This window comes from Meiothermus sp. (assembly GCF_026004115.1).
In the GTDB taxonomy this organism is placed as follows: Bacteria; Deinococcota; Deinococci; order Deinococcales; family Thermaceae; genus Meiothermus.
On record NZ_BPIM01000001.1, the window covers coordinates 2,366,835 to 2,389,465 of the forward strand.

Consider the following 22,631-nt stretch of genomic DNA (forward strand, 5'->3'; position numbering starts at 1 on the left):
CAGGACATCAGGGCAGGCGCACCGTGATGAAGCGGAAGATGGTGTCGATCAGCCCCAGAACTACCATGGCCACCACTGCAAAGACCAGGATAACCTGGGTGGATTCGATGATTTCCTGGCGGGTAGACCAGGTGACACGGGAAAGCTCGGCGCGGGCCTCGCGGAAGTAGTTGACAATCCGAGCACCGAGGGGGCGCTTTGGGGCGGCGTTTTGCTCTTGGGCCATACAATCCGCCTTAGACCTTTACTTCCTTGTGGGGCAGGTGCTTGTTGCACCAGGGGCAAAACTTCTTGAGCTCGAGCTTGGCCGTAGTGTTGCGACGGTTTTTCTCAGTCGCATAATTGCGGCGTTTGCACTCGGTGCACTCCAAGAGCAGCTTGATTCGTACATCGCTTGCCATGTCATTCCTCTTTCAGCCTTCGGCCCAGTCAGACTTAGAGCCTGACCGGGCCAGCAAGCTTATATTTTACCACGTTACTCGATAATCTTCGCCACCACACCAGCGCCCACGGTGCGACCGCCTTCGCGGATGGCGAAGCGCAGACCTTCTTCCATGGCGATGGGCTTGATCAGCTCCACCGTGAAGGTGATGTTGTCCCCCGGCATCACCATCTCCACCCCGGCGGGCAGCTCCACCACCCCGGTCACATCGGTGGTACGGAAGTAGAACTGCGGACGGTAGTTGGTGAAGAATCCGGTGTGCCGGCCCCCCTCTTCCTTCTTCAGGATGTACACCGAGGCCTCGAACTTGGTGTGCGGGGTCACGCTGCCCGGCTTGGCCAGCACCTGCCCCCGCTCGATGTCTTCCCGTCCCACCCCGCGCAACAACAGGCCCACGTTATCGCCAGCAATGCCTTCGTTGAGGGTCTTGCGGTGCATCTCCACCCCGGTCACCACCGTCTTCTGGGTCTCGCGCAGACCCACGATCTCCACTTCCTCCCCGGTCTTGATCTTGCCGCGCTCCACCCGGCCCGTGGCCACGGTACCGCGTCCGGTGATGGTGAACACATCCTCCACCGGCATCAGGAAGGGCTTGTCCACATCGCGCTGGGGGGTGGGGATGTAGGAGTCAATGGCGTCCAGCAGTTCCCAGATCTTATCCACCCACTCGTTCTCCCCCCGCTGGGTCTTGGGGTTGGCCATCATGTGCTCCAGCGCCTTGAGCCCCGAGCCCCGGATGATGGGGGTATCGTCCCCGGGGAACTCGTACTGGTTCAGCAGGTCGCGGATCTCCATCTCCACCAGATCCAGCAGTTCGGGGTCATCCACCATGTCCACCTTATTCAGGAAGACGATGATGTAGGGCACCCCCACCTGGCGCGAAAGCAGAATGTGCTCGCGGGTCTGGGGCATGGGGCCATCGGTACCGCTCACCACCAGAATGGCCCCGTCCATCTGGGCCGCCCCGGTGATCATGTTCTTCACATAGTCGGCGTGGCCGGGGCAGTCCACGTGGGAGTAGTGCCGGGCCTGGGTCTCGTACTCCACGTGGGCAGTATTGATGGTAATCCCGCGGGCCTTCTCTTCGGGCGCCTTGTCGATCTGATCGTAGGCCTGCACCTCCACGTTGGGGTTGGCCGCCGCCGCTACAAAGGTAATCGCCGCCGTCAAGGTGGTCTTCCCGTGGTCTACGTGTCCGATGGTCCCCACGTTTACGTGGGGTTTGGTGCGCTCAAATACGCCTTTCGCCATTTGTGTTGCCTCCTTTGGCTTCCGCTAAGGTATTTCCTTTTCAGGAACACACCGCCCGCAGCGGTGGACGGGCGGTGTGGGTTTGGAGCTCGGGATCGGGCTTGAACCGACGACCTCACCCTTACCAAGGGTGTGCTCTACCAGCTGAGCTACCCGAGCACCTGAGGTGTTCGCGCACATAGCGCTTCTGGAGCGGGAAACGAGACTCGAACTCGCGACCCTCTGCTTGGGAAGCAGATGCTCTACCGACTGAGCTATTCCCGCATTGGACGCGCCTTTAAGGCGCATTGGTGGGCAGGGGCGGATTCGAACCGCCGTACTCCGAAGAGAACAGATTTACAGTCTGTCGCCTTTAACCACTCGGCCACCTACCCTTGTGGAGCCACCCATCGGAATTGAACCGACAACCTTCCGATTACAAGTCGGGTGCTCTACCAGTTGAGCTAGGGTGGCCCGGCTTGCTGTTCTTCCGATGGTTGCTTTGGACAGAGGGGTTGAACCTCGTCCAAGTCGTAAGGTTACACCACGCGCGAGGGGCTGTCAAGCCGAACAAAGGCCGTAAGCAAGCCAAAGCCTGACACCTTGGGATCCGCGTTCCAGCATCTGGAGGTCTGGTACAGTACGGGCATGCAAATTACTCCTTTTGGGGCGGCCCAGACCGTGACCGGTAGCTGTCATTTGGTTGAACACCGGGATTTCAGATTGTTGCTCGATTGTGGGGCCTACCAGGGGGCGGACGAAGAGCGCAACGAGGAGCCTTTTGGTTTTGACCCCCAGCGCATAGATGCAGTGCTAATTTCGCACGCTCACAACGACCATATTGGACGCTTGCCCTTGCTGGTGCGTCGGAGCTACAGGGGCCGGGTGTATGTGACCGAGCCCACCCGGCTGATTTTGCCGGTAATATTGCAAGATTCGCTCAAGCTGATGCAGGAAGAGCGCGAGCGCCTGGCGCGCAAAGGACGTGAGGTGCCCCCCTTGTCCTGGGACGAAAAAGACCTGGCCGAGCTCTATGGCCGCCTGGAAGAGGTCACCTATTACCAGACTCAGAGCCTGGGGCCATTCCGTTACCGTTTGCGCGATGCGGGCCACCTGCCGGGTAGTGCCTTTATTCAGCTTGAAGCCGATGACAAGACCCTGATTTTCAGCGGTGACCTGGGACACCGGCGCAAGGATGTGCTCACCGACCCCGATTACCCCGCCCAGGTAGACCTGATGGTCTGCGAAGGAACTTATGGCGACCGCTCCCACCGCCCCTTTGCTGCCACCCTGGAAGAGTTCGCCGACATTCTAAACGGGGTGCTGAGCCAGGAGGGCAAGGTGTTCATTCCGTCGTTTGCCCTCGAGCGCACCCAGGAGATTCTGTTTTATATCCGCGAGCTCGAGCAGCGGGAGGCCATTCCTGTGGTTCCGGTGTTTGTGGACTCGCCCATGGCCTCCAAAATCAGCGAGATTTACCCAAAAGTGCGGGACTTCTTTAGCACTGAAGTGCAGCACATCTATTCGCATGGGCTTGATCCCTTTCGTCCCAGGCGCCTCGACTACACCCAAAGCGTGGAAGAGTCCAAAGCCCTCAACTTGATGAAAGGGCCCCTGATCATAATTGCCGGCAACGGGATGCTTTCCGGTGGGCGCATCCTGCACCACCTGCGCCACGGCCTGCCCGAGGCAAAAAATGCGGTCATCATCACCGGTTACCAGCCCAGGGGGGGCCTGGGCGAGCTACTTATCCATGGCGCCGAGACAGTGCGGATGTTCGGCGAAACCGTTAGGGTACGGGCCAAAACCCATACCCTGGGGGGTTTTTCGGGCCATGCGGGCCGCGATGAACTGCTCGACTGGCTGGACAGTGAGAAGCGGGTGGCGCTGGTACACGGCGAGGTGGACAAACTGCAAAGCCTGGGTCAGGCTCTGCGTGAGCGTGGCAAAGAGGCTTTTTTGGCTGAGTGGGGTAAACCCATAGAAGTTTAGGGGGGTTGTGGAATCCAGCGCACAGCCTATTCAAGGCCATTTTGCGCTGCTGAGGGCTCACAAACTTGACATGACCGGGTTGAATGGGGAAGTGAGGCAATAGCAAGGTTTCTGACTATAGAACCGTAGGTACTGAAGTTACCAGGGTTGACTTGACTACAGGGGGTAAGGGATGAAGAAAAGTATAGCCTGGGTGGGAGCGATGGGGCTGGCCTGGGCCCTCGCTCAGGATGGTGTGGGCTCTGTACCCTGGGCGGTGGGAGGGGTGCAGCAACCCGCGCTGTTGCGGGTGAGTGAGCTGCGCAGCCTTTTGGAGCCCAAAGGGGTGCGTTTCAACGAGACCGGTATCCTGGGGCGCTACCTGCTCGAGGTCAGATTCCCCCAGACCGCCAACGGCCTGTACCTGCGGATGGTCAGCCAGAACGAAATCGCCTATGCTGTTTTTGACGACCTGTTCATTAATCTGGCCCAGGTGGATCTGGGCATCCGTACCCCGGTTCGGGTAGAGGGCTGGGCCAACCCTGTGATTACCATTGGGCCCACGGTTTTCAAGCTGGGCACTGCCCGCAATCCGGTCAATCCCTACCTGGGCTACATGTATCTGGCCCGCAAGGCCTTGATTGACCGGAGCGATGCGCCCCCCTACCTGGCCAAACTCCTTGATGAAGACCCCAAGGCCCGGCGCTGCCTGCACGAGTTGCGGGTGAGCGACCCCGCCGGAACCGTCTATGCGGCGGCCAGCCGGGTCTGGGCCGAGGCCAACCTTAAGGCACCCTACGACAAAATCCCCGACTTCGCTAAGCCGGCAGCTTTTCACGTGGGGGCCGTACAAAACGGTCGTATTCGCCTGTTGCTGCCGGGCGAATCGGCCAGTTATGCCAGCAGCCTGCCCAACTGGGAAAAGGCGCGCGACCGGGAAACGCTGATCCTGATCAAACTTTCGGGCCGGGTGGTGGATTTGCAGGCTGAGTACCAGGTGGTGGTACCGCCGCAGGGCCGCAGCCGAGCCCTTCGCTGTGCGCCCTAGCGACAGCTTCTGGGTGCTGGTATGCCTTCAAGCGTCAAAAGGGCAGTTCGGCGCGTACAGTGGTGCCCTGGTGCTCTACCGACTCGACTGTAAAGCGTCCGCCCCGGGCCTCGACCCGTTCGCGCATCTGGGTCAGACCAAAGCCACCCATGCCGCTTGCCGAGTCTGAGACTTTGAATCCCTTGCCGTTGTCGCTGATCTCCAGCACACCGCCCCGCTCACCCAGCGGCGTGATCTTGACCTGCACCAGGCCAGGCCTGCCGTGCTTGGCAGCATTAGTCAGCGCCTCTTGCAAGACCCGGAAAAATACCAACTCGGAAGCCTGCGAGAGCTCGATTTTTTCCGGTAGGATCAGGCGCACCCGGAAGCCCGCCTGCTCGGCAAAAGCACTGGCATAGCGCCGCACCGACTCCAGAAAGCCATAGCGCTCCAGATCAATGGGCCGCAGGGCAAATATGCTGCGCCGTACCTCCCGTATCTGGCCCCGCAGGGCCTCCTTGACCTGCTGGAGTTCTTCGACGGCACGCTGTAAGTCGGTTTGTAATAGCCGTTCGGCCAGGTCGAGTTTGAGGGCCATAAAGGCCAATGCCTGGGCGATGCCGTCGTGGATTTCGCGGGCAATGCGATTGCGCTCCTCGGTGAGGGCCAGTTCCTCGGCCCGCAGATAGGCCTGGGCATTGCGGACCGCCAGCGCAACCTGGGCGGCCAGAAAGCGCAAAAAGGGTAGTCTCTGGCGCAGGTTGTCGGCCTCACCCTGAACGAGCAGCAGGCCAATGGCGGTCTGTTGGTGTAGCGGCACCGCCAGCAGGTTGTCCCGCACAAACACCGGGGCTTCCAGGGCTTCCTTCCACTGGTGCTCGGGTACAAAGGCGTAGGGGGGAAGCTCGAGGTCTCGCAACACCTGCGGCTGCAAGAAATTCTCCTCATCCAGCAACAACACCCCACCCCCGCTGGCCCCGGCCCAGGCCAGGATGCGCTCCATCAGGCGCTGCAACAAGCGCTCTAGGTTGGCTTCGGCGCGCAGGGCCTGGTCTACTTCGTAAAGGGTGAGCAGGTCGCGGCTGCGGGCACGAACGGTGTCCAGTGCCCCGGCAATTTCGGCTGCCAGCACTTCCAAAAAACTCTTCTCCTCGCCCGAGAGCGGGCGGGGCGGGGCCACCTCGAGCTTGCCTTGCATGCCCGGCAAGGGCAGTTCGTAATGCGGCACGGCTTGGCCCTTGAAGCCGGGTGAGGTTGCCCGAACCCCCTCGAGGGTCAGCGCGGCCTCCATTCCCAGCGCTTGCGCTACCTCCTGTACCACTGTGGTCAGGGCTTGCTCGAGGTTGTCGGCTGCCGAGGCCCGCTTGAGGATGTTGCCGATGGCCTCGAGCCGCCGGTTGGCCGCTTCCAGAGCACGCTGAGCGCGTTCTCGGTCTTGTACCTGCTGGGCAATCCACTCCAGGGTCATCCAGGTGACCAGGGGCCCTACCAGGCCATAAAAGCCCAACCGCAGCCAGAAGGCCACCGGCTGGCCCTGATAGGGCTCGAGGGAAAGCTCAAAAAGCACCACCACCAGCACAATGACCAGCGGCAGAATCAGCCGGTAGAGCCTGATTAGACGATAAAGGCTGGGGATGGGCTCCATGCAAAGAGATTATAGAACCGAACCCACTTACCCTTCCGGGTCAGTCTTTCGCCGTCCGTGCTGGGCATACCAACGGCTTTGATGTAAAAATCCCCGCAAAAACTGTACCTCGCCCGGGGTCAGGCTGGCCTTATGCAGCAGTCGGCGAAAGCGCCGGACGGCATAGGGCAGGCGGTTCTCGTCGGTAAAGCCGATGCGCAGGATGTACTCGCGCAGGTCGTCGAAGAGCTGCTGCAGGGCAGCCTGCTCGGCTAGCGGGGGGCGGTCGGGGGCGGGCGGAGCCGAAGCGGCGCCGAAAATCTCATAGCAAAGCAACAACACCGCCTGGGCCAGGTTGAGGCTGGGCTGCTTGGGTGCAGTTGGAATGCGTACAATTAGCTGGGATAGGTCGATCTCCTCGGTGGTCAGGCCCGAGGTCTCGCGCCCGAAAACCACCGCTACCCTGCCCTGCGGTGCGACCTCAGCTACCCGCTGGGCCATCGGCCTGGGCCCCACTACCGGCCCGGTGTAAATTTCCCGTTCCCGCACGGTGGTGCCCACCACCAGCCGTGCATCGGCTACGGCCTCGGGGAGGGCTTGTACTACCTCGAGGTTGTCTAGAATCTCTTCGGCGTGTACCGCCAGACGGTAGGCCATGGAGCCCCCGGGGCGCAGGGCCAGATCCTCCAGCACCCGGGGTTCGGGGGCTACCAGCCACAAGTCCGAGATACCAAAGTTTTGCATAGCGCGTGCGGCGGCCCCCACGTTCATGGGTTCTTGGCTGCCTACCAGCACAATACGAACGTTCTCAAGCCAATTCATCGGCTTTAGCCTAACGGCAAACACTTGCTGCGTGAAGGCTTCCGGGGCAGGGTGTAAAGCGTATCAGCATAGCTTCCATTGGCTCAGGTTGTCTTGCGGAGGCGCTCTAGTCCATCCAGCACAATCTCGAGTCCAATTCCAAACTCTTCAGCGTAATCGTAGCCTGGTTTGAATACATGTTCGCTAGCCATCTCGACCAGGTACGGATATTCCCCCGCAGCTACCTCGGCCATAATGCTTTCGGCGGCGGGGCCTGCCTCCTCGAAGGTATTGAAGGGCAGGTTGAGCTGCTGCAAAACAAAGCCATACACATAGCTATCCAATAGCGAGTAGGCATGGGCGGCGGCTGCCACCGAGAAGCCATTTTTGCGGAAGCACTCGAGTACCGCATTGTGGTGGCGTAGGGTTGCCGGGCCAGGCGAGGTGCGCGATTCCATCAGCCCCAGGGCCCAGCGGTGGCGCACCAGAGCGGCCCTAGCGGAGTGCGCCCTGGTCCGAATCCTGCTCCTCCATTCGCCCGCTGGGGGTAGCTCAATCTCGGCAAACACCCGGTCAATCATGCCGTCCAGAAGCCGATCCTTGTTGGCGAAGTGGTAGTAAAGCGACATGGCCTCCACCTCAAGCTCCAGCGCCAGGCGGCGCATGGTGAGAGCCTGTATACCCTCCTGGTCGGCTATTTCCAGGGCTTTTTGTAAAACCCGTTCGCGGCTCAGTTTGGCTTTAGGCTCGGTTTTTAGCCCGGATGATTTGGCGGATTTCGGGGTCATAACGCGACGCTCTATTGACAATCTTACACTGTAAGGCTAGTCTGTAAAATAACCTTACAATGTAAGGCTAGTTAGGAAAGCTGAAATATGGACACAACCGCCAAACCGCAATCCAATGCCAGTGTACGCACCATGAAAGCCGCTATACGCACTGAGTATGGCCCGCCTGGAGTGCTCCACATGGCCGAAGTGCCAAGGCCCACCCCGAAAGACACCGAGGTGTTGGTCAAGATTTTTGTCACCACTGTCACTTCGGCTGATTGCCGTCTGCGCAGCTTGAATGTACCTGCCGGGTTCGGGCTGATTGTCCGCCTGGCCATGGGGATGTGGCGGCCTCGTCAAACGGTGCTGGGCAGCGAGTTCGCCGGAGAGGTAGAAGCCATAGGGTCAAAAGTGACGGGTTTTAAGGTAGGCGACCGCGTGTTTGGGATGAGCGGAGCTAGCATGGGGGCCTACGCCCAGTACAAGTGTGCCGCAGAGGATGGCCCACTGGCGCACATTCCGCCTAACCTGAGTTATGAAGAGGCTGCAGCCCTGCCCTTTGGCGGAACCACCGCTCTGGACTTTTTTCGGCGGGGCGGGCTCAAAGCAGGCGACCGTCTGCTGGTCAACGGGGCCTCTGGGGCGGTAGGGGTGGCCGCGGTGCAGCTTGCTCGAGACCTGGGGGCAGATGTAACAGCTGTGTGTAGCGGTAGAAATGCTGAACTGGTACTTGAACTGGGGGCCTGCCGGGTGGTGGACTATACCCGGCAAGACTTTACCCGACTGGGGCAGACCTATGACGTGATTCTGGATACGGTGGGCACAGCTCCTTTTGTCAGGAGTAAGCCGGTGCTACGCAAGGGTGGGCGCTTGCTGCTGGTGCTGGCGACCCTGGCGCAGATGCTCGCGGCTCCCTGGGAGTCGCTGGTGGGGGGCCGAAAGATTGTGGCCGGGCCGGGCAGCGAACGGGCCGAGGATGTGCGCTTACTGGCAAAGCTGGCGCAAGAAGGCCGCCTGAGGCCGGTAATTGACCGCCGCTATTCGCTCGAGCAGATTGCCGAAGCCCACAGTTATGTGGAAACCGGGCGCAAACGGGGAAGTGTGGTGCTCACGGTGCAACACGAACCCCACGCAACGCGCTCATGAGCTTTGCGGATTTGCCCCAAAAAAAATACCAAGGAACCTCAGCGCATCAAGCCGGATGCATGGTCGTAAGCTGCGAAACTCATTCATATCGTTTGTAAGGAGTACGCGTATGGAACTACCACAAAGGGCGTTGGAAGACATCAAGGTCAATATGAAGCTGAAGCTTGCGGCATTGTGGGCGAGTTTTATGTTTTTTTACATCTATGTAGATTATTTCCACTTATACATGCCGGGCTCCATAGAAGAAATGCTCGCAGGAAAAGTGTTTATGTTTGACATTACACAAGTCTTTCTGCTTATGGCAATGATTTTTGTGGCAATTCCTGCCCTTATGATTTTCCTTTCGGCTGCCTTGCCAGCTAGAGTAAATCGTTGGACCAACATCATTGTGGCTGCGGTATATATTCCTTACATGTTGTTCAATTTGGCTGGTGAAGCCTGGGTACACATGTATTTTGCTGCAGCTGTAGAAGTGGTTCTTCTTTTGCTAATTATGCGTTATGCATGGAAGTGGCCTAAACACGAAGCATGAACCGATACCAACTTTACCTGTACAGTTAGCCTTGAGCGTCGTCTTTAGCCCCCTCATCCTAGGCGAGTCGCTTACGCGATTCTGATGCAAGCACATACTAATACCGGATTCAAAAAGATAGTCATTCAAACCAAAAAATCCAGAGGCTATCTTTTTGAATCCCAGAGCACTCCTTTCAGTCGGGTTAGTTCGTCACTGAACAGTGACGAACTAACCGAATCTGGTATAAGCCGTAACCTGGGCGAACCCCAGGAGCAGTCAATTGCGTTCCCTTCACTGTTTGTAAATAGCATAATCGGGGTGTCGCCACCTTCTCCCGCCCAGGGGAGAAGGCGAGGGGTTCATGTGGATTTGGTAAAAGAGCACAACCATGCGGGCTGGTGAGAAGCTCGAGGAAGCGGAGTTTCCCACTGAGTCGGCGGTCTTTCGGTAGGGGCAGCAGGCGGTGGTGTGCGAGGCCGATGGCAGAAACTATATTGCCTAACCCTACCGCATCAACTATTTGTGGGGCTTGCTTGGGCTGTTTGTGCAGGCGGCTCGGCTCAACACCCTGGCGGCCGCCTGGCTACTGCGGGGGCGAAGCTCAGCACATCGAGTGAAGGTGATTGGGGCTGGAGGTTGTACGAAGGCACAGAATCAAAGTGTGTGGGGTGCATGCTGCTAGGGTGATATCCTGGGCGATCCACGCTCGAGGCCCCTTCCTAGCGCAGCTAAAGCCAGTACGCTCGAGGTAATCAGTAAACCCGGGGGCAAGGCCCACCAGGGCCAGGCACCGTTCAGGAAAGAACCCCGTACCTGAGCGTAAAAAAGAATACTGCCCCAGCTTTTTTGGGTGGGGTCGCCCAATCCTAAGAAACTCAAGGAGGACTCCAGTAAAATTGCACTGGAAGCCAGGGCAATAAGCTGCGCAAAAGCCACCGGAAAAACGGCGGGCAGCAAATGAAATCGTGCTATATGCAGGCTACTCGCCCCCAGCGCCACAGTAGCCTCCACATAGGTCATGCCCCGCACGGCAAGCACCACCGAACGAATCACCCTGGCAGGCCGGGCCCAGGAAACCAGGCCGATCAAAAGCACCAGATTCCACAGGCTCGGGCCCAGATAGGCTGCAATCACAATGGCCAGGGGCAAAAACGGTATTACCAGCACCAGATCGGCCAAACGCATCAGGGCTGTACCCAGCCATCCTGTACTGTAGCCAGCCACCAAACCTATCGTCAGACCCAGTAATAGAGCGATAAACGCTGCCGAAAAACCTACCACGAGTGAGATACGGCCACCGGTAAGTAGCTCAGATAAAATGTCCTGTCCGAGGTCGTTGGTTCCGAGCCAGTGTTGGGCCGAAGGGGGTTGAAATGGCCTGGCGACCACTTCTTTGGGGTCGTAGGGAGCCAACCATGGCCCCACAAGGGCCAGAGCAACAAGAAACCCCAGCGCCAGCCAGGTACCTGGTAGATTACCCTTCCGCATGCCGCACCCTGGGGTCAAGCCAGGTATACAAGACCTCGGCCAGCAGATTAAAAACCACCACCGAAAGACTGAAAAAGAGCAATAATCCCTGCAGTACAGGGAAGTCCCGGGCGCTTGCTGCCTCGTATAAAAGCCTACCCAGACCCGGATAGGAGAACACCGTTTCAACCACCACTGCGCCAGCAACTAAACTTCCCAAACCGAGCATAAACAAGGTCACTATCGGTAAGGCTGCGTTGCGCAAGGCGTGTTTGAAGACTACTTGACGCTCGGGCAGACCCTTAGCCCTGGCCGTGCGGACATAGTCCTGGTGAAGGGTGTCTATCATGGCGTAGCGCACAACCAAGTACAGGCCCGCCAGGCTGGTGAGGGTGAGGGTCAGGGCGGGTAGCACCAGGTGGCGCAGAATATCCAGCACCCAGGCCCATCCCTCGAGGTTGGCCCAGGCAGTATGGGCCCCATAAACGGGCAATAAAGGCCAGTGCACCGCAAACAAAGCTATCAGAAGCATACCTAGCCAGAAGCCAGGCATGGCATCCAGCAGAACAGCACTGACAAAACTGGTGCGGTCGAGCAAGCCCCCACGGTATCGGGCCGAAAGCACGCCGAGCAGTAGACCCAGGCCTGAAGACAGCAGCAAAGCCGTACCTGAGAGCAAGAGCGTCCAGGGTAGGCGCTCAAGAATGATTTGCAGAACCGGCTGTCGGCTTTGGAAACTCTGACCCAGATCCCCACGCACGAGGCGGCCCAGATACAGCCCAAACTGCTCCCATAAGGGGCGCTCCAGGCCATACTGCACCAATACCCGTTGTCGCTCCTCTGGGCTTAAGCGGCCCACCTCTTCCCCCAAAATGTAAAGCAAAGGAGAACCAGGCATGGCCCTGGGTAGGAAAAAGTTAATTCCCAGAGCCAGCACGAGTACCAGGAGGTAGGGCAGGCTACGTAGCAGCATCAAGGTAGAAAGGAGAACTTATTCAGAATGCCCTGTCCGCGCTGGAACTTCCAGCCATCGTAAACCGAAGGTCGCACCGCGTAAGTGGCATCGGGGTACCACAGGGTTAGGAACGGTAGATCGCGTGCGACCAGCGACTGTACCCTTGCCGCCAGCAACTTTCGCTCGGCCAGGTCCACCGTAGTATTGAGCCGCTCGGTCAGGGAATCCACCGTGGCGTTGGCATAGCCCCCGATGTTCAGGTTGCCCAGGGCCGGCTTGGAATGAAACATGCCCCTCAGATTGGCTTGGTTGATTACGGGGGCCGACCATCCAAACATGGCCAGGCTGTAGTTGCGCCCCTTGGAAACATCGAACTCTGGCCAAACCCGGTCGGTCAGGGTGTTGGGCTCGAGCGCTCTTACCTGGAAAACAATGCCTGCCGGGCGTACCTGCTGGGCTATTAGCTCGGCAGCGCGCAGCCGTATGGGGTTATTGGCTGGAGCCAGAAGCTCGAACTCGAGCCTCTGACCGTTCTTCCCAACGCGAACCCCATCGGATCCTCGGCGATAACCCAACTGCTCAAGGCGCTGCTCAGCCTGGGGCAAACTGAGGCGCGGGTACTGCCCAGCCTCGGGGCTGTACAAAGGTGACTGGGGGTGCAAGAAGCCCGGGCTGCCCACCGTAGCCTGGCCCAGCAGTACCGTATCCACGACGGCCTTGGGGTCAACCAGTCCAGCGATTATCTGTCGAAACGCGGGCTGGTTGAAAGGAGCTACGGTGGTGTTGAACTGCAACAAGTTGCTGGTAAACAAAGCTCCTCTGAGCAGGCGAAAACTGGGGTCGTTGTCAAACTGCGAGATCAATTCTGGTAAAAGTTCGCGTGAACTTGCGGCAATCTGCCCGGCCCGCAACGCTTGGAAAGTCGCGGTGGCCTCACGGATAATCACCACCACCAGACTCTTTGGAGCCACCGTGCCGCCAAAATAGCTGGGGTTGGCCTCAAAGCGATAGGACTGACCAGGCCGAATCTCCACCAGTTTGAAGGGCCCGCTACCGATGCTGTCGCGATGCGCCTTGGGATCGGTGATATTTTCCCAGATGTGCTTGGGAAGAATGGGCACATCTGCCAGGGTGGAAAGTTCAAAGTTGCCTTCAGGGCGTGGAAGGCTAATTTGTACGGTACGTGCATCAGGGGTACGGATCTGGCTGATGCTTCGCACGGCGCTGGTAAAGCGGCTCACCACAGGGTATCGACGATAGTATTCGTAGGTAAACTTTACATCGTCGCTGGTGAGGGGCTTTCCGTCGTGCCACTGAGCATTTTTGAGCCGGATCGTCCAGTCCCGGCCTGCGTTGGTAACACGCACCTGTTCGGCCAGCCAGGGCTTGGGCAACCCGTTGATATCGGGAATCATCAAGGTATCGTAGACCAGCGATAGCAGGTTGTAGCCTGGATAGCCGGTCACGTAGGTAAATGGGGTCAAAAAGCCTTCTTCAGCCGGGATGGCCAGCACCAGTTGCTGGGCCCTGCCCAGGCTCAGGACAATCAGCAGGAAAATCAGGAACCTGTTCACTTTATCCACGCTCAAACCTCCAGGCGGTAGTGTCCACGGATGGTGACGCGCCAGCCCCGCTCGGTAGGCACAACCACCTCGTCGGTAGGAAGCACAGGCACAAAACCCCATCCACCCACCCAGTTATCCAGCTCATGCGCCTCGAACATCACCTGAAAGCGACCCGAAGCCCGCCGATAAACATGCGCCTCTGAAGTGCTATTCAAGGCTTGGCCGTCCAGGTTGGAGCGGGGGCTATGCTGGCTTATAAGCATCTCTCCGCCCACTTTAAGAACCCGGGTGATGGCCTTTAGGGTACGCTCCCACTCGGCCACGCTCTGGGAATAGTGCAGCACCCCAAAAGCCAACACAAAGTCGAAAAAACAGCATGGAAAATCGCCAAGATCGTGCATTTGTCCCTCGAGCACGCGCTGTTCGGGCCTGGCCAGGTAGGGTTGTAGTCGCTGCCGAGTATGCAAAACCATAGCCCTGGAGGCATCGAGGGCGTAGACCTCCAGGCCGCGCTCGGCCAACCAGACTGTATTGCGTCCACCGGCGCAGCCCAAGTCAAGCACCCGGGTAGCGGGACTGGCATTCTGCAGGCGCGCTACCATGCGGGTATCGGGGGCCTTTTGGGCAAAGCATTGGATGGTGTCGGGGCGATCCCAGACCTGGCTGTGTTGAGTAGTCTTATCGCTTCGATACATCTGGGCTCTGCTCCTTGAGCTGGATGTAGCCCTCGGCAAAGCGCTTGAGCTCGTTGGGTTTGTGTAGTCCCAACTTACGCATCACTTTGCTTCGGTGCAGGCTGACCGTGTCGATGGATATGGTCAATGCCTGGGCAATCTGGGGGTTGGTGTAACCGCGGGCAACCAACTCGAGCACCCGCCGCTCAGCGGGCGTGATGAGCTGTCGGCGGCATCTGCCGCAATGTATGTTTGGTAGCATATAGACCTCATACCGGATTCAAAAAGATAATCATCCAAACCAAAGACCCTCAGAGGCTATCTTTTTGAATCCTAGAGCACACCCCTCCCGAACGGTCGGCGAAAAAAGCGTCTCCCTTCCAAAGGGGCTTACGCCCTCCGCTACGCGGATAACTTCCAAAGGGGCTTACGCCCTCCGCTACGCGGATAACTTCCAAGGGGCGGTATCGCCCTCCGCTACGTGGATAACTTCGGCCCTGTTAGTTCGGCGCCGTATGACGCCGAACTAACCGAATCTGGTATCACTGGTTATCTGCTACCGTCGCTCTACCTTTAGCTCGAGCGCGGCTTCCTGTTCGCCCTCGAAGATGAGCCGAATGGGCAGTCGTTCTCCTTCTTTGAGGGGCCGCTTAAGTCCCATCAGCATCAAGTGCTTGCCCCCCGGCTGCAACACCAGCTGACCGTTTTTAGGTAGCAAGAACGACTTCACCTCACGCATACCCTGGATGGTCTGCCCCGATCGGGTTTCGCGGTAGTCCTCCATCAACATCACCATCTCGGCTACCGGGCTGCTGGCCCCTACCAACCGGAGATCGCGTCCCAGGGGGTTTCGCACGGTGAGGTAGACGGTAGTATCGCGCAAGCTGGACGGTACCTGCCTTATCCAACCCTCAATTAAACGAAGCTGTATTGGGGTCAGGGGGCCCCGGGACGGTGCCCCTCCATGACCCCCATGACCATGGCCCTGGTGTTGCTGAGACCAGCCCAGCCCCAGCGCCAAAAAAAACATCGTGGCTATCGCACGCATTCTTGACCTCGCATGGCCCGATCAACCAATGGCCTGTTTTAACACCGGGATGCGCTGGATGATTAGATAGTCCAGCACCAGCACCAGCAGCAGCGTAGCCCCTGCTGCCGGGAAGAAGATGCTCATGGCGATAATCAGCGCTACTGCGCCCTTCCACAAGGGCAGGTTTTTGGGCATCGGCGGCGCGGCCAGGCGGAAGACCCCCGCCGGGCGACGCAGCCACCACATGGCCACCGCCGCTACGCTGGCAACCAGTATCAGCAGACAGAACAGTGCGTTGAGGGCCTGGCTCCACCAGCCGTAGGTGCCCAGGTGCAAGGCAATGCCCGAGGCCATGGCCTTGGCACCCAGGCTGTACTGGCTCCAGCCAATGTCGGCCAGCACCTTACCGCTGTACTGGTCAATGTGCAGGGTACGGTCCTTACGGGCATCGGTTACATCGCGGCTCATGCTCGAGGCCGAGACCGTCCAGACCCCCTCTTTGCCCCTGGGCATGGCCACCCAAAAACCGTAGTTCACGCCGTTGCCCCGCACATACTGGATCACCGTGTCCAGGTTCACCGGGGTCCCGGCGGGGATGCCGTCCTTACCGGCCATCGAGCCCGAAAGGGGCAGTTTGCTGTTCTCCAGGTTCCAGGGCACCAGCTTTTCGCCCGTGCGGTTCAGGCTCTCCAGATTCTGGTTACTCTTAGGCACATCGTTCCACATCTGCTCGGGAAAGGTATTCCACGCTTGCACGTATTTATCGCCCCAGATGCCCGTCCAGGCCAGCCCGGTAAAGGCGAAAAAGACCACGATCAGAGATACCCAAAACATGGGAACGCTGTGCAGGTCTTTCCAGTAGGTACGTCCGCGGACCTTCAGGCGCGGAATCAGGGAGCCGTACACCCCCTGATGGTTGCGGGGCCACCACAAGTAGAGCCCAGTGACCACCAACAAGACCATCAGGCTGGCCGCTATCTCGATGAGCAGGTCACCCAGGTTCACTTTGCCCACCAAAGGCAGCGCCACTTCCTGCTTGACCAAGAGGGTGCCGTGGATGTTGGTGGCGATATTTTCCCAACGGCTGGCGTTGTCTACCTCGCCCAGCACGGCCAGGGTGTAGGGGTTGACAAAAACCGTAAGCTCTTGCTGGCCCTGCTCCAGCGCTACCTGAGAGGAGCGGTTGGGCTCGAGGTTGGGCCTGAAGCGCTGGATGGTGGCTTCTGGATAGGCCTTGCGCACGGCCTCGAGCTGGGCAGAATAGGGCTGCAGGGTACCTTGCGGCTGCGCGAACATCCGGTCACGGTACTGCAGGTCCTCGATCTGGGGGGTAAACAGGATAACCAGCCCGGTCAGGGCCAGCATCACCATGAAGGGAATTACGTACAGTCCGGCGTAAAAGTGCCAGCGCCAGACCGACAGATACAGTTTGTGTGGAGCTTTTTCAACCCCTGCTTGGGGGGCAGCTTGCATGGTATCTCCTTTGGCAACGAAGCAGACTCTACTTGACCGTTATTGTGGCTCTTACGATTCGGCCAGGCGCATGACCTCATCCCAGGGCAAGGCCAGGTCAGTTAAAGGCTCACTTTTCTGGGGCGCCAGGCCAAAGAATTGCTTGGATTTATGCCAGAGGAGGTGCTCGAGCAGCGATGCTCTGGATAAAAACATCCTGCACCAGGGCCGAGACAACCGGAAGTAACCGGACAAACTGCAGGTTGGCAAACCGGCTTTGCGAAGGTTCCAGCTCTTCTACCGGCAGAAGATGTACAAAGCAGAGCGGTCCGTGCTCGGGTGGGTGGGATGGGTCGGAATGATTGGAAGCATCGGCGCCCGGGGTACAAAGCTGCGCCAGGTTGAACTCGGTGAGTTGTTGCTCGGAGGCCCAGGTGCCGTACATCAGCACACCCCGCAGCCCCAGCTCGCTGGAGACCAGCAGCAACAGCAGGGCCAGTAAGACGGCTAGCCCTCTCAGGCGTGCGGCACGGATGTCAGCGGTGGGCATAGGGGTTCAAATCTTCGAAGCCAAACCTTGGCGGAGATTATAGCTTAACAAGCGCAGCGCGAGGTACAGCAGTCCGCCAGGTCATCGGCCCACATGCCCCGTTTGCGGTAGACCTCGAGGGGGGCCGTATCCACCCCCAACCTTCTGCCAATAGCCTCGGCCACGACAGGGAAGCGGGCCCGGAACTTGTAGATAAAGCAGAAAGCCGTGTCTCGGTGCTGCACTTTAGGGCCTACCAGAAAAAGCCCTGGGGTGCGGATAGACTCGTCGGAGGCTTCGTGCAGGAGGGGCGCGGAACCCTTCCATTCAAACAACCGCTGTACCGGTTCGAACCCTCCCTCGAAGCCGGTGGCCAGGATGGGTGGGGTGGGGCTTTGAAGCACCCCGTTGGCGTGGTACACCTGGAACTGGCCGTTGGCCCGGGTTATTCGGGTAGCTTTTAGCCTGAGCAGCTCGAGCCGACCGGTTTCCAAAGCCTCTCGGAGCCGCTCGAGGGTATAAGGGGAGACGTCCTGACTCGGCTCACCGGTGCTGCGCTTCCAGGGCGCATTGGGGTCGAGGATCTGCACCCGCTTACCCAGCCGTACCAGGTGGTAGGCTGCATCCAGCCCCGACTCGTACCCACCGATCACCGTGTAGGCCTCACCCTCTAAAGCGGCCCAGCTTTTCACCCTAGCATAGGGCAGTGCAAGCCGCGCCCCTTGCAGGTCCTGACGGGGAAACTGGAACTCCCCGGTGGCCCAGATCAGAAAGCGGGCTTCAAAAGAACCTCGAGTGGTCTCTACACGAAACCCCTCCGAGAAAGTTCGCACGTGCTCAACCGAAGTCCTCTCCGCAACGGCAAGCTCGTAGTGACGTGCCAGGGCCCGTAGGTAGCGGGCGTAGGCGACCCCGCTGGGATGCTCTTGTCCCAGGGAATAGGCCGGGGATGTCTTTGGCGTGAGGGCGTTGAGGTCTGTCAGGCCGAAAGCGTTGGCAGTAAAACTTGGGGTGATAAAGCGGGTCTCCCCAGGCCAACGGCGAAAAGAGGAACCTATGACGTTCCGTTCTACAATTCGCAGGTCTAGGCCCAGCCTTTGCAGGGCCAGCGCTACCCCAAGGCCGGCGGCGCCTGCACCCACAATCAGAACCTGTGTACGTTCCATACTCCAAGAAAGGCACCTCCCCCCGTGGGGGAGGCCATGAAAACTTGACTCACTGCCCTCGGCCTACAGCTTGCCCTAGTGACGTACACCCTCCACCGCCAACCAGGCCAGGCTGGCGGGGACACCCCCCACCATAAACCGGCGTTTGATGTTGAGCTCGGCCAGATCTATTTCAAGGATCTCGCCGCTTTCGGGCAGGGTGACCCAGGCCAGGCCATCGCCCAGCGCCATACCTGGGCGCACCGCGCCCTCGCCAGAGGCGGTGATGGCCGGGGTGACCCCAAGGCTCTTGATGACCTTGCCGCTGCTGGCCTCGAGGGTATGCAGCTTCCCGTCTGCGGTGAGTACCGCCAGCAGGCCGTCCTTGTCAAAGCCGAATAGCACTGGACTGGCCGGAAGGGGGTAGGGCGTTATCTGGGTATCAATGCGGGCCAGGCCCTGTCCGAAGTTCCCGATGAAGAAGGGGTGCTTGGGGTGGCTTACAAGCGTACCTACACGAACCCGCTCAGGGGTTCCGGCAGGATTAGACAGTTTGCGGGCCACAAAGCCGCTGCCCCTTTGCTCCAGCAGCAACACCCCATCGGCGCACCCATAGGCCACGGTATTACTCAGCACCGCCTGACCGTGCAGGCGCGGGCAGCCCTCAAACTGGGTGACCTTACGCCCGCCATGGGTAAACACCTCCACCACACCCCGGTTCAGGCTGCCCGCCAGGACTACCTGCTCCAGGGCTACCGGCGCTCCGTGGTCGGGCGCGCCCGTAGCAATCTCGCGGAACTCGGGTAGCAGTCCGAGTTTTTTGGCCTCGAAAACAGCCATCGTGCCGTCGCCGTCGTTGTAGACGACGATCTGGTTGCCATGGCTTTTGAAGTGGGTGGGCTTGGGCCCGGTGTGCAGGGTGGCCCAGATGTAGGGGGTTTGTACGACCAGGTCTTTGTGGTCGCCGTGGTCTTCCAAACCCAGACCGCTGTACACAACGCTTACGCGGTCTTGCGCGCGGTGAACTGCAAAGGCGTACTGACCCCCAGGGGCAGGATAGACACTGGACGGGCCGGGTACGGTAAAGCGGCCTACCAGCTCTCCTTTTTCCAGATCCAGTACCTGCACCAGTCCGGCCTTGCCATCGCCGATCACCAGGCGGCCTGGGTGGCTTTCCTCACCCGCCACAGCCACACTTCCCCACAAACCCAAGGCAAACAAACTGAACAAAACAAGCCTCATCGTTCAACCTCCCACGATATTGATAACGCATTATCATTTATTAGACAAGTCCCTATCTTGCAAAGGCGGTGCAAAGATTCAGTCCATTGAAGCGCAACAGCTCCAGATAGGTCGGCACCTGAGGGGTTAGGGTATCCGAAAGCAGGGTAATCACCCGAGCGCCGGTGGCCTCGGCCAGGGTGCGGGCCTCGCCGGCAGCAAATTGGGGTTCGGTGGCGATTACCTGCACCCCTTCTTGTTTGATTCGCAGAGCCAGCTCGCTTAGGGCCCGTGGACCCCTTTGTTGCCCCACGAAGCTGGCCAGACTGCCCACCACTTCGAAGCCGTAATGACGAGCAGCATAGCGGAAGGCGTCGTGCTGGACTACAATCCGGCGACGGTTTGGCGGGATGGCAGCCAGGCAGGCCTTAATCTCGCTGTCGGTGGCCTCGAGCCGTTGGAGGAAGTCCGTACTCCGCCGGACATAGAAGTTATGGCCAGCCGGGTCGAGTTTGCTTAGCACACCCTGGATGCGCTCCACATACAGCCGAGCATAGGAAGGGTCAAGCCATAAGTGGGGATCGCAAAGGCCATGGCGGTGTACTTGCAGCCCCTGTTCTATCTCGGCCCTACGCTCTGCTTCAGTAAGGCAGAGTAGGTTGGGAAGCCCTTCCGCCAGAAGTACCGTGCGGGCTCCCTGGGGAAGGCCAGCTTGCAATTTTGACAGGAACGTTTCCAGGTAAAGCCCGTTGGCAAAAAGCACCCGTGCCCCTGCCAGGGCCCGTACCGTAGAGGGGCGGGGTTCGAAGCTATGCGGATCGGCCCCCATAGGCACGACCACTGCAAGCCGAACCCGCCCAGCACCTACTTCCCGCACCAGATCCCCCAGGATGGGCGTCGTGGCAGCTACGTTCAGACCTTGGGCCCATGCTGCTGTGGGCAGGAGGAAAAAAAGAAATATCGCCAGTCCGACAAAGACCTTAGTTCCGATTACCGCGCTTAAATCACAGGCAAAACCAGTTTTTTGGGCCAACCAGGGGCCAGAGGTAAAAAGAAGCATATTGATAATAGATTATCATTTAGGGTAGATTGAAAACTATGAAGGTCGCTTACGTGTTCGTCTCCCCCCGTTCGGCCAGTTATACCGGATTCAAAAAGATAATCATCCAAACCAAAGACCCCCAGAGGCTATCTATTTGAATCCGGTATGAAAGGGCATTCGGCCAGGCCCTGAATCAGCAGGCTGCCTGTAGGGGCAGGTCAGCAACCCCACCCAACCTCCCCTGCAGTCTGGGGGAGGAACAATAGAACCTTTCATACCCAAGCTTGATGCGGGTCTTTTTTGTTTTTACCCATTTCTTGATGCTAGGGCTCACTCCGGCTTCACTAGCACCGCCCCTTCGCGCGCACTGCTCACCAGCGCCGCGTACCGTGCAAACAGCCCGGCCTTGTAGTGGGGCTTGGGAGCCTTCCAGGCTTTGGCCCGCTTGGCCAACTCTTTTTCCGAAACTTCTAGGTTCAGAATGCCTTTATCGCAGTCTATGGAGATAATGTCGCCCTCCTTGACCAGTGCAATGGGGCCACCGACAAAGGCTTCAGGGGCCACGTGCCCGATCATCAGACCCTTGGTGCCGCCGCTGAAGCGCCCGTCGGTTACCAAAGCTACGTGGGGGCCCAGCCCCTCGCCCACCAGGGCCGAGGTTACCGAGAGCATCTCGGGCATGCCGGGGGCCCCCTTGGGGCCTTCGTAGCGAATCACCACCACGTCGCCGGGTTTGATTTGCTTCTTGAGTACCGCCTTCATGGCGCTTTGCTCGCCATCGAAGACGCGGGCCGGGCCCCGGTGCACCTTGGTCTCGGTGCCGGCCAGCTTGAGCACCGCGCCGTCTGGGGCCAGCGAGCCCTTGAGCACCCGCAGGCCGCCCTCGAGCTTGAAGGGTTTGCTGGCTTTGGTTACCACCTTCTGGCCTTTGGTTTCCCTGGCGTTTTTGGTTTCCTGCCACAAGGTCTTGCCGCTGACGGTCATCTGGTCGCCGTCAATTAGCTCGCCTTCAATCAGGCGGCGGATAATCAGGGGAATGCCACCAGCCTCGTAGAGCTCCCAGGCGGTGTACTGGCCCCAAGGGCGCATGTCGGCAATCACCGGAGTTTTGCGGGAGATTTTGTCGAACTCCTCCAGCGTCAGCTTGATCCCCGCTTCCTTGGCGATTGCCAACAGGTGCAGCACTGCATTGGTGGAGCCGCCCGTGGCCGCCACCGCTGCGATGGCGTTGGTGAAGCTCTTCTTGGTCAGAAAGCTCCTGGGGGTGCGGTTGTGCTTGATGGCGTCGGCCAGTATCTGCATGGCCCGGCGCCCGGCGGGCTTCTTCTCGGGGTGCACGGCGGGGATGGCGTTGTAGCCGATGGGGGAGAAACCCATCACCTCCAGCACCATGGCCATGGTGTTGGCGGTGTACTGCCCACCACAGGCCCCTGCGCCGGGGATGGCGGTGCGCTCGACGGCCTCGAGCTGCTTCTCGTCAATCTTGCCTGCTGCGTACTGGCCCACAGCCTCGAACACGCTCACCACAGTCTGGGCCTTGCCGTTCAGGTAGCCGGGGGCAATGGAGCCGCCATACAGCACCAGGCTGGGCACGTTGGCCCGAATCACCCCCATCATGCCGCCGGGGTTGGTCTTATCGCAGGCCACCAGCGCCACCATGCCGTCGTACAGATACCCCTGGGCAATTAGCTCGATGGCGTCGGCGATCACCTCGCGGCTCACCAGTGAGCTGCGCATCCCGATGGTGCCCATGCTGATGCCGTCGGAGATGGCCGGAGCGCCGAACTCGAAGGTCTGGAAACCGGCCTCTCTGGCCCCGATTTTCAGGTCGGCGGCCAGGTCGCGCAGGTGGTAGTTGCAGGGCATCCCTTCGGTCCAGGTATTCACGATGCCCACCCAGGGAATCTTGAACTCCTCATCGCCGATGCCCACCGCGCGGAGCATGGCGCGGGCGGGGGCTTGTTGAGGGCCTAGTTTGATGATATCCGAACGCATAAGTACCTCTTTTTGTAAAGAAGATGTTGCC

General features: G+C 59.3%; 22 protein-coding genes and 4 tRNA genes. 4 read left to right on the forward strand and 22 right to left on the reverse strand.

Annotation, left to right across the window (positions count from 1 at the left end; all coding sequences use genetic code 11):
• Nucleotides 1-7: 7 nt before the first annotated feature.
• The 7 genes from secE to Q0X23_RS11505 form a co-directional block, all read right to left on the reverse strand.
• Nucleotides 8-226: a preprotein translocase subunit SecE gene (gene secE, locus Q0X23_RS11475; RefSeq protein WP_119340857.1), complete on the reverse strand. Its 219-nt coding sequence runs from the start codon at nt 224-226 to the stop codon at nt 8-10.
• A gap of 10 nt (nt 227-236) precedes the next feature.
• A complete protein-coding gene (rpmG, locus tag Q0X23_RS11480) occupies nt 237-401 on the reverse strand; it encodes a 50S ribosomal protein L33 (RefSeq protein WP_013013465.1) in 165 nt (54 codons plus the stop codon).
• Nucleotides 402-475: 74 nt separating this feature from the next.
• On the reverse strand, nt 476-1,693 hold the full coding sequence (gene tuf / locus Q0X23_RS11485) for an elongation factor Tu (RefSeq protein WP_297859948.1): 1,218 nt from the start codon (nt 1,691-1,693) through the stop codon (nt 476-478).
• 83 nt (nt 1,694-1,776) lie between these two features.
• A tRNA-Thr gene (locus Q0X23_RS11490) sits at nt 1,777-1,852 on the reverse strand.
• 29 nt (nt 1,853-1,881) lie between these two features.
• Nucleotides 1,882-1,957, reverse strand: a tRNA-Gly gene (locus Q0X23_RS11495).
• A gap of 24 nt (nt 1,958-1,981) precedes the next feature.
• A tRNA-Tyr gene (locus Q0X23_RS11500) sits at nt 1,982-2,067 on the reverse strand.
• Nucleotides 2,068-2,070: 3 nt separating this feature from the next.
• Nucleotides 2,071-2,146, reverse strand: a tRNA-Thr gene (locus tag Q0X23_RS11505).
• 174 nt (nt 2,147-2,320) lie between these two features.
• Between Q0X23_RS11505 and Q0X23_RS11510 the strand changes: the two genes are divergently transcribed.
• Both Q0X23_RS11510 and Q0X23_RS11515 read left to right on the forward strand, forming a co-directional pair.
• Nucleotides 2,321-3,664 carry an MBL fold metallo-hydrolase gene (locus Q0X23_RS11510; RefSeq protein ID WP_297860417.1) on the forward strand — a complete coding sequence of 448 codons (1,344 nt, stop codon included), beginning with the start codon at nt 2,321-2,323 and terminating at the stop codon, nt 3,662-3,664.
• 172 nt (nt 3,665-3,836) lie between these two features.
• On the forward strand, nt 3,837-4,691 hold the full coding sequence (locus tag Q0X23_RS11515; RefSeq protein ID WP_297860418.1) for a hypothetical protein: 855 nt from the start codon (nt 3,837-3,839) through the stop codon (nt 4,689-4,691).
• Nucleotides 4,692-4,725: 34 nt separating this feature from the next.
• Here Q0X23_RS11515 and Q0X23_RS11520 read toward each other — a convergent pair whose 3' ends face one another.
• The 3 genes from Q0X23_RS11520 to Q0X23_RS11530 form a co-directional block, all read right to left on the reverse strand.
• Nucleotides 4,726-6,315, reverse strand: coding sequence for a sensor histidine kinase (locus Q0X23_RS11520; RefSeq protein WP_297860419.1), 1,590 nt, complete (start codon nt 6,313-6,315; stop codon nt 4,726-4,728).
• A 27-nt stretch (nt 6,316-6,342) separates the two neighbouring features.
• Nucleotides 6,343-7,116: an RNA methyltransferase gene (locus Q0X23_RS11525; RefSeq protein WP_297860420.1), complete on the reverse strand. Its 774-nt coding sequence runs from the start codon at nt 7,114-7,116 to the stop codon at nt 6,343-6,345.
• A gap of 83 nt (nt 7,117-7,199) precedes the next feature.
• On the reverse strand, nt 7,200-7,883 hold the full coding sequence (locus Q0X23_RS11530; protein ID WP_297860421.1) for a TetR/AcrR family transcriptional regulator: 684 nt from the start codon (nt 7,881-7,883) through the stop codon (nt 7,200-7,202).
• A gap of 87 nt (nt 7,884-7,970) precedes the next feature.
• On the opposite strand from Q0X23_RS11530, the gene Q0X23_RS11535 reads away from it, so the two are divergent.
• Nucleotides 7,971-9,011 carry an NAD(P)-dependent alcohol dehydrogenase gene (locus tag Q0X23_RS11535; protein ID WP_297860422.1) on the forward strand — a complete coding sequence of 347 codons (1,041 nt, stop codon included), beginning with the start codon at nt 7,971-7,973 and terminating at the stop codon, nt 9,009-9,011.
• A gap of 109 nt (nt 9,012-9,120) precedes the next feature.
• Entirely contained in the window at nt 9,121-9,543 is a 423-nt protein-coding gene (locus tag Q0X23_RS11540) for a DUF6326 family protein (protein ID WP_297860423.1), read from the forward strand.
• Between the two features lie 660 nt (nt 9,544-10,203).
• On the opposite strand, the gene Q0X23_RS11545 is transcribed toward Q0X23_RS11540, so the two are convergent.
• From Q0X23_RS11545 to ilvD, 12 genes are all read right to left on the reverse strand, one after another.
• Nucleotides 10,204-11,013, reverse strand: coding sequence for an ABC transporter permease (locus Q0X23_RS11545; protein ID WP_297860424.1), 810 nt, complete (start codon nt 11,011-11,013; stop codon nt 10,204-10,206).
• Nucleotides 11,000-11,965, reverse strand: a complete 966-nt coding sequence (locus Q0X23_RS11550; protein WP_297861215.1) for an ABC transporter permease — start codon at nt 11,963-11,965, stop codon at nt 11,000-11,002. The genes Q0X23_RS11545 and Q0X23_RS11550 overlap by 14 nt, the downstream gene beginning before the upstream one ends.
• Entirely contained in the window at nt 11,965-13,530 is a 1,566-nt protein-coding gene (locus tag Q0X23_RS11555; RefSeq protein WP_297860425.1) for a peptide ABC transporter substrate-binding protein, read from the reverse strand. Before Q0X23_RS11555 ends, Q0X23_RS11550 begins: the two co-directional genes overlap by 1 nt.
• Before the next feature lie 2 nt (nt 13,531-13,532).
• Nucleotides 13,533-14,207 (reverse strand): class I SAM-dependent methyltransferase, encoded by a 675-nt coding sequence (locus Q0X23_RS11560; protein ID WP_297860426.1) that lies wholly within the window; start codon nt 14,205-14,207, stop codon nt 13,533-13,535.
• Nucleotides 14,191-14,448 carry a response regulator transcription factor gene (locus Q0X23_RS11565; RefSeq protein WP_297860427.1) on the reverse strand — a complete coding sequence of 86 codons (258 nt, stop codon included), beginning with the start codon at nt 14,446-14,448 and terminating at the stop codon, nt 14,191-14,193. The genes Q0X23_RS11560 and Q0X23_RS11565 overlap by 17 nt, the downstream gene beginning before the upstream one ends.
• A 294-nt stretch (nt 14,449-14,742) precedes the next feature.
• Nucleotides 14,743-15,234: a copper chaperone PCu(A)C gene (locus Q0X23_RS11570; protein ID WP_308446090.1), complete on the reverse strand. Its 492-nt coding sequence runs from the start codon at nt 15,232-15,234 to the stop codon at nt 14,743-14,745.
• Between the two features lie 21 nt (nt 15,235-15,255).
• A complete protein-coding gene (locus Q0X23_RS11575) occupies nt 15,256-16,689 on the reverse strand; it encodes a PepSY domain-containing protein (RefSeq protein ID WP_297860428.1) in 1,434 nt (477 codons plus the stop codon).
• A 148-nt stretch (nt 16,690-16,837) separates the two neighbouring features.
• A complete protein-coding gene (locus Q0X23_RS11580) occupies nt 16,838-17,218 on the reverse strand; it encodes a hypothetical protein (RefSeq protein WP_297860429.1) in 381 nt (126 codons plus the stop codon).
• 44 nt (nt 17,219-17,262) lie between these two features.
• Nucleotides 17,263-18,363 carry an NAD(P)/FAD-dependent oxidoreductase gene (locus tag Q0X23_RS11585; protein WP_297860430.1) on the reverse strand — a complete coding sequence of 367 codons (1,101 nt, stop codon included), beginning with the start codon at nt 18,361-18,363 and terminating at the stop codon, nt 17,263-17,265.
• A 75-nt stretch (nt 18,364-18,438) separates the two neighbouring features.
• Nucleotides 18,439-19,584: a hypothetical protein gene (locus tag Q0X23_RS11590; protein WP_297860431.1), complete on the reverse strand. Its 1,146-nt coding sequence runs from the start codon at nt 19,582-19,584 to the stop codon at nt 18,439-18,441.
• Nucleotides 19,585-19,636: 52 nt separating this feature from the next.
• On the reverse strand, nt 19,637-20,623 hold the full coding sequence (locus tag Q0X23_RS11595) for a metal ABC transporter substrate-binding protein (RefSeq protein WP_297860432.1): 987 nt from the start codon (nt 20,621-20,623) through the stop codon (nt 19,637-19,639).
• A 312-nt stretch (nt 20,624-20,935) separates the two neighbouring features.
• Nucleotides 20,936-22,600 (reverse strand): dihydroxy-acid dehydratase, encoded by a 1,665-nt coding sequence (gene ilvD / locus Q0X23_RS11600; RefSeq protein ID WP_297860433.1) that lies wholly within the window; start codon nt 22,598-22,600, stop codon nt 20,936-20,938.
• Nucleotides 22,601-22,631: the final 31 nt, after the last annotated feature.

Excerpts from the sequence above, each read along its gene's own strand:
- secE (WP_119340857.1), bottom strand. The coding sequence starts at position 226 with ATGGCCCAAGAGCAAAACGCCGCCCCAAAGCGCCCCCTCGGTGCTCGG.
- rpmG (WP_013013465.1), bottom strand. The coding sequence starts at position 401 with ATGGCAAGCGATGTACGAATCAAGCTGCTCTTGGAGTGCACCGAGTGC.
- tuf (WP_297859948.1), bottom strand. The coding sequence starts at position 1,693 with ATGGCGAAAGGCGTATTTGAGCGCACCAAACCCCACGTAAACGTGGGG.
- Q0X23_RS11510 (WP_297860417.1), top strand. The coding sequence starts at position 2,321 with ATGCAAATTACTCCTTTTGGGGCGGCCCAGACCGTGACCGGTAGCTGT.
- Q0X23_RS11515 (WP_297860418.1), top strand. The coding sequence starts at position 3,837 with ATGAAGAAAAGTATAGCCTGGGTGGGAGCGATGGGGCTGGCCTGGGCC.
- Q0X23_RS11520 (WP_297860419.1), bottom strand. The coding sequence starts at position 6,315 with ATGGAGCCCATCCCCAGCCTTTATCGTCTAATCAGGCTCTACCGGCTG.
- Q0X23_RS11525 (WP_297860420.1), bottom strand. The coding sequence starts at position 7,116 with ATGAATTGGCTTGAGAACGTTCGTATTGTGCTGGTAGGCAGCCAAGAA.
- Q0X23_RS11530 (WP_297860421.1), bottom strand. The coding sequence starts at position 7,883 with ATGACCCCGAAATCCGCCAAATCATCCGGGCTAAAAACCGAGCCTAAA.
- Q0X23_RS11535 (WP_297860422.1), top strand. The coding sequence starts at position 7,971 with ATGGACACAACCGCCAAACCGCAATCCAATGCCAGTGTACGCACCATG.
- Q0X23_RS11540 (WP_297860423.1), top strand. The coding sequence starts at position 9,121 with ATGGAACTACCACAAAGGGCGTTGGAAGACATCAAGGTCAATATGAAG.
- Q0X23_RS11545 (WP_297860424.1), bottom strand. The coding sequence starts at position 11,013 with ATGCGGAAGGGTAATCTACCAGGTACCTGGCTGGCGCTGGGGTTTCTT.
- Q0X23_RS11550 (WP_297861215.1), bottom strand. The coding sequence starts at position 11,965 with ATGCTGCTACGTAGCCTGCCCTACCTCCTGGTACTCGTGCTGGCTCTG.
- Q0X23_RS11560 (WP_297860426.1), bottom strand. The coding sequence starts at position 14,207 with ATGTATCGAAGCGATAAGACTACTCAACACAGCCAGGTCTGGGATCGC.
- Q0X23_RS11565 (WP_297860427.1), bottom strand. The coding sequence starts at position 14,448 with ATGCTACCAAACATACATTGCGGCAGATGCCGCCGACAGCTCATCACG.
- Q0X23_RS11570 (WP_308446090.1), bottom strand. The coding sequence starts at position 15,234 with ATGCGTGCGATAGCCACGATGTTTTTTTTGGCGCTGGGGCTGGGCTGG.
- Q0X23_RS11575 (WP_297860428.1), bottom strand. The coding sequence starts at position 16,689 with ATGCAAGCTGCCCCCCAAGCAGGGGTTGAAAAAGCTCCACACAAACTG.
- Q0X23_RS11580 (WP_297860429.1), bottom strand. The coding sequence starts at position 17,218 with ATGCCCACCGCTGACATCCGTGCCGCACGCCTGAGAGGGCTAGCCGTC.
- Q0X23_RS11585 (WP_297860430.1), bottom strand. The coding sequence starts at position 18,363 with ATGGAACGTACACAGGTTCTGATTGTGGGTGCAGGCGCCGCCGGCCTT.
- Q0X23_RS11590 (WP_297860431.1), bottom strand. The coding sequence starts at position 19,584 with ATGAGGCTTGTTTTGTTCAGTTTGTTTGCCTTGGGTTTGTGGGGAAGT.
- Q0X23_RS11595 (WP_297860432.1), bottom strand. The coding sequence starts at position 20,623 with ATGCTTCTTTTTACCTCTGGCCCCTGGTTGGCCCAAAAAACTGGTTTT.
- ilvD (WP_297860433.1), bottom strand. The coding sequence starts at position 22,600 with ATGCGTTCGGATATCATCAAACTAGGCCCTCAACAAGCCCCCGCCCGC.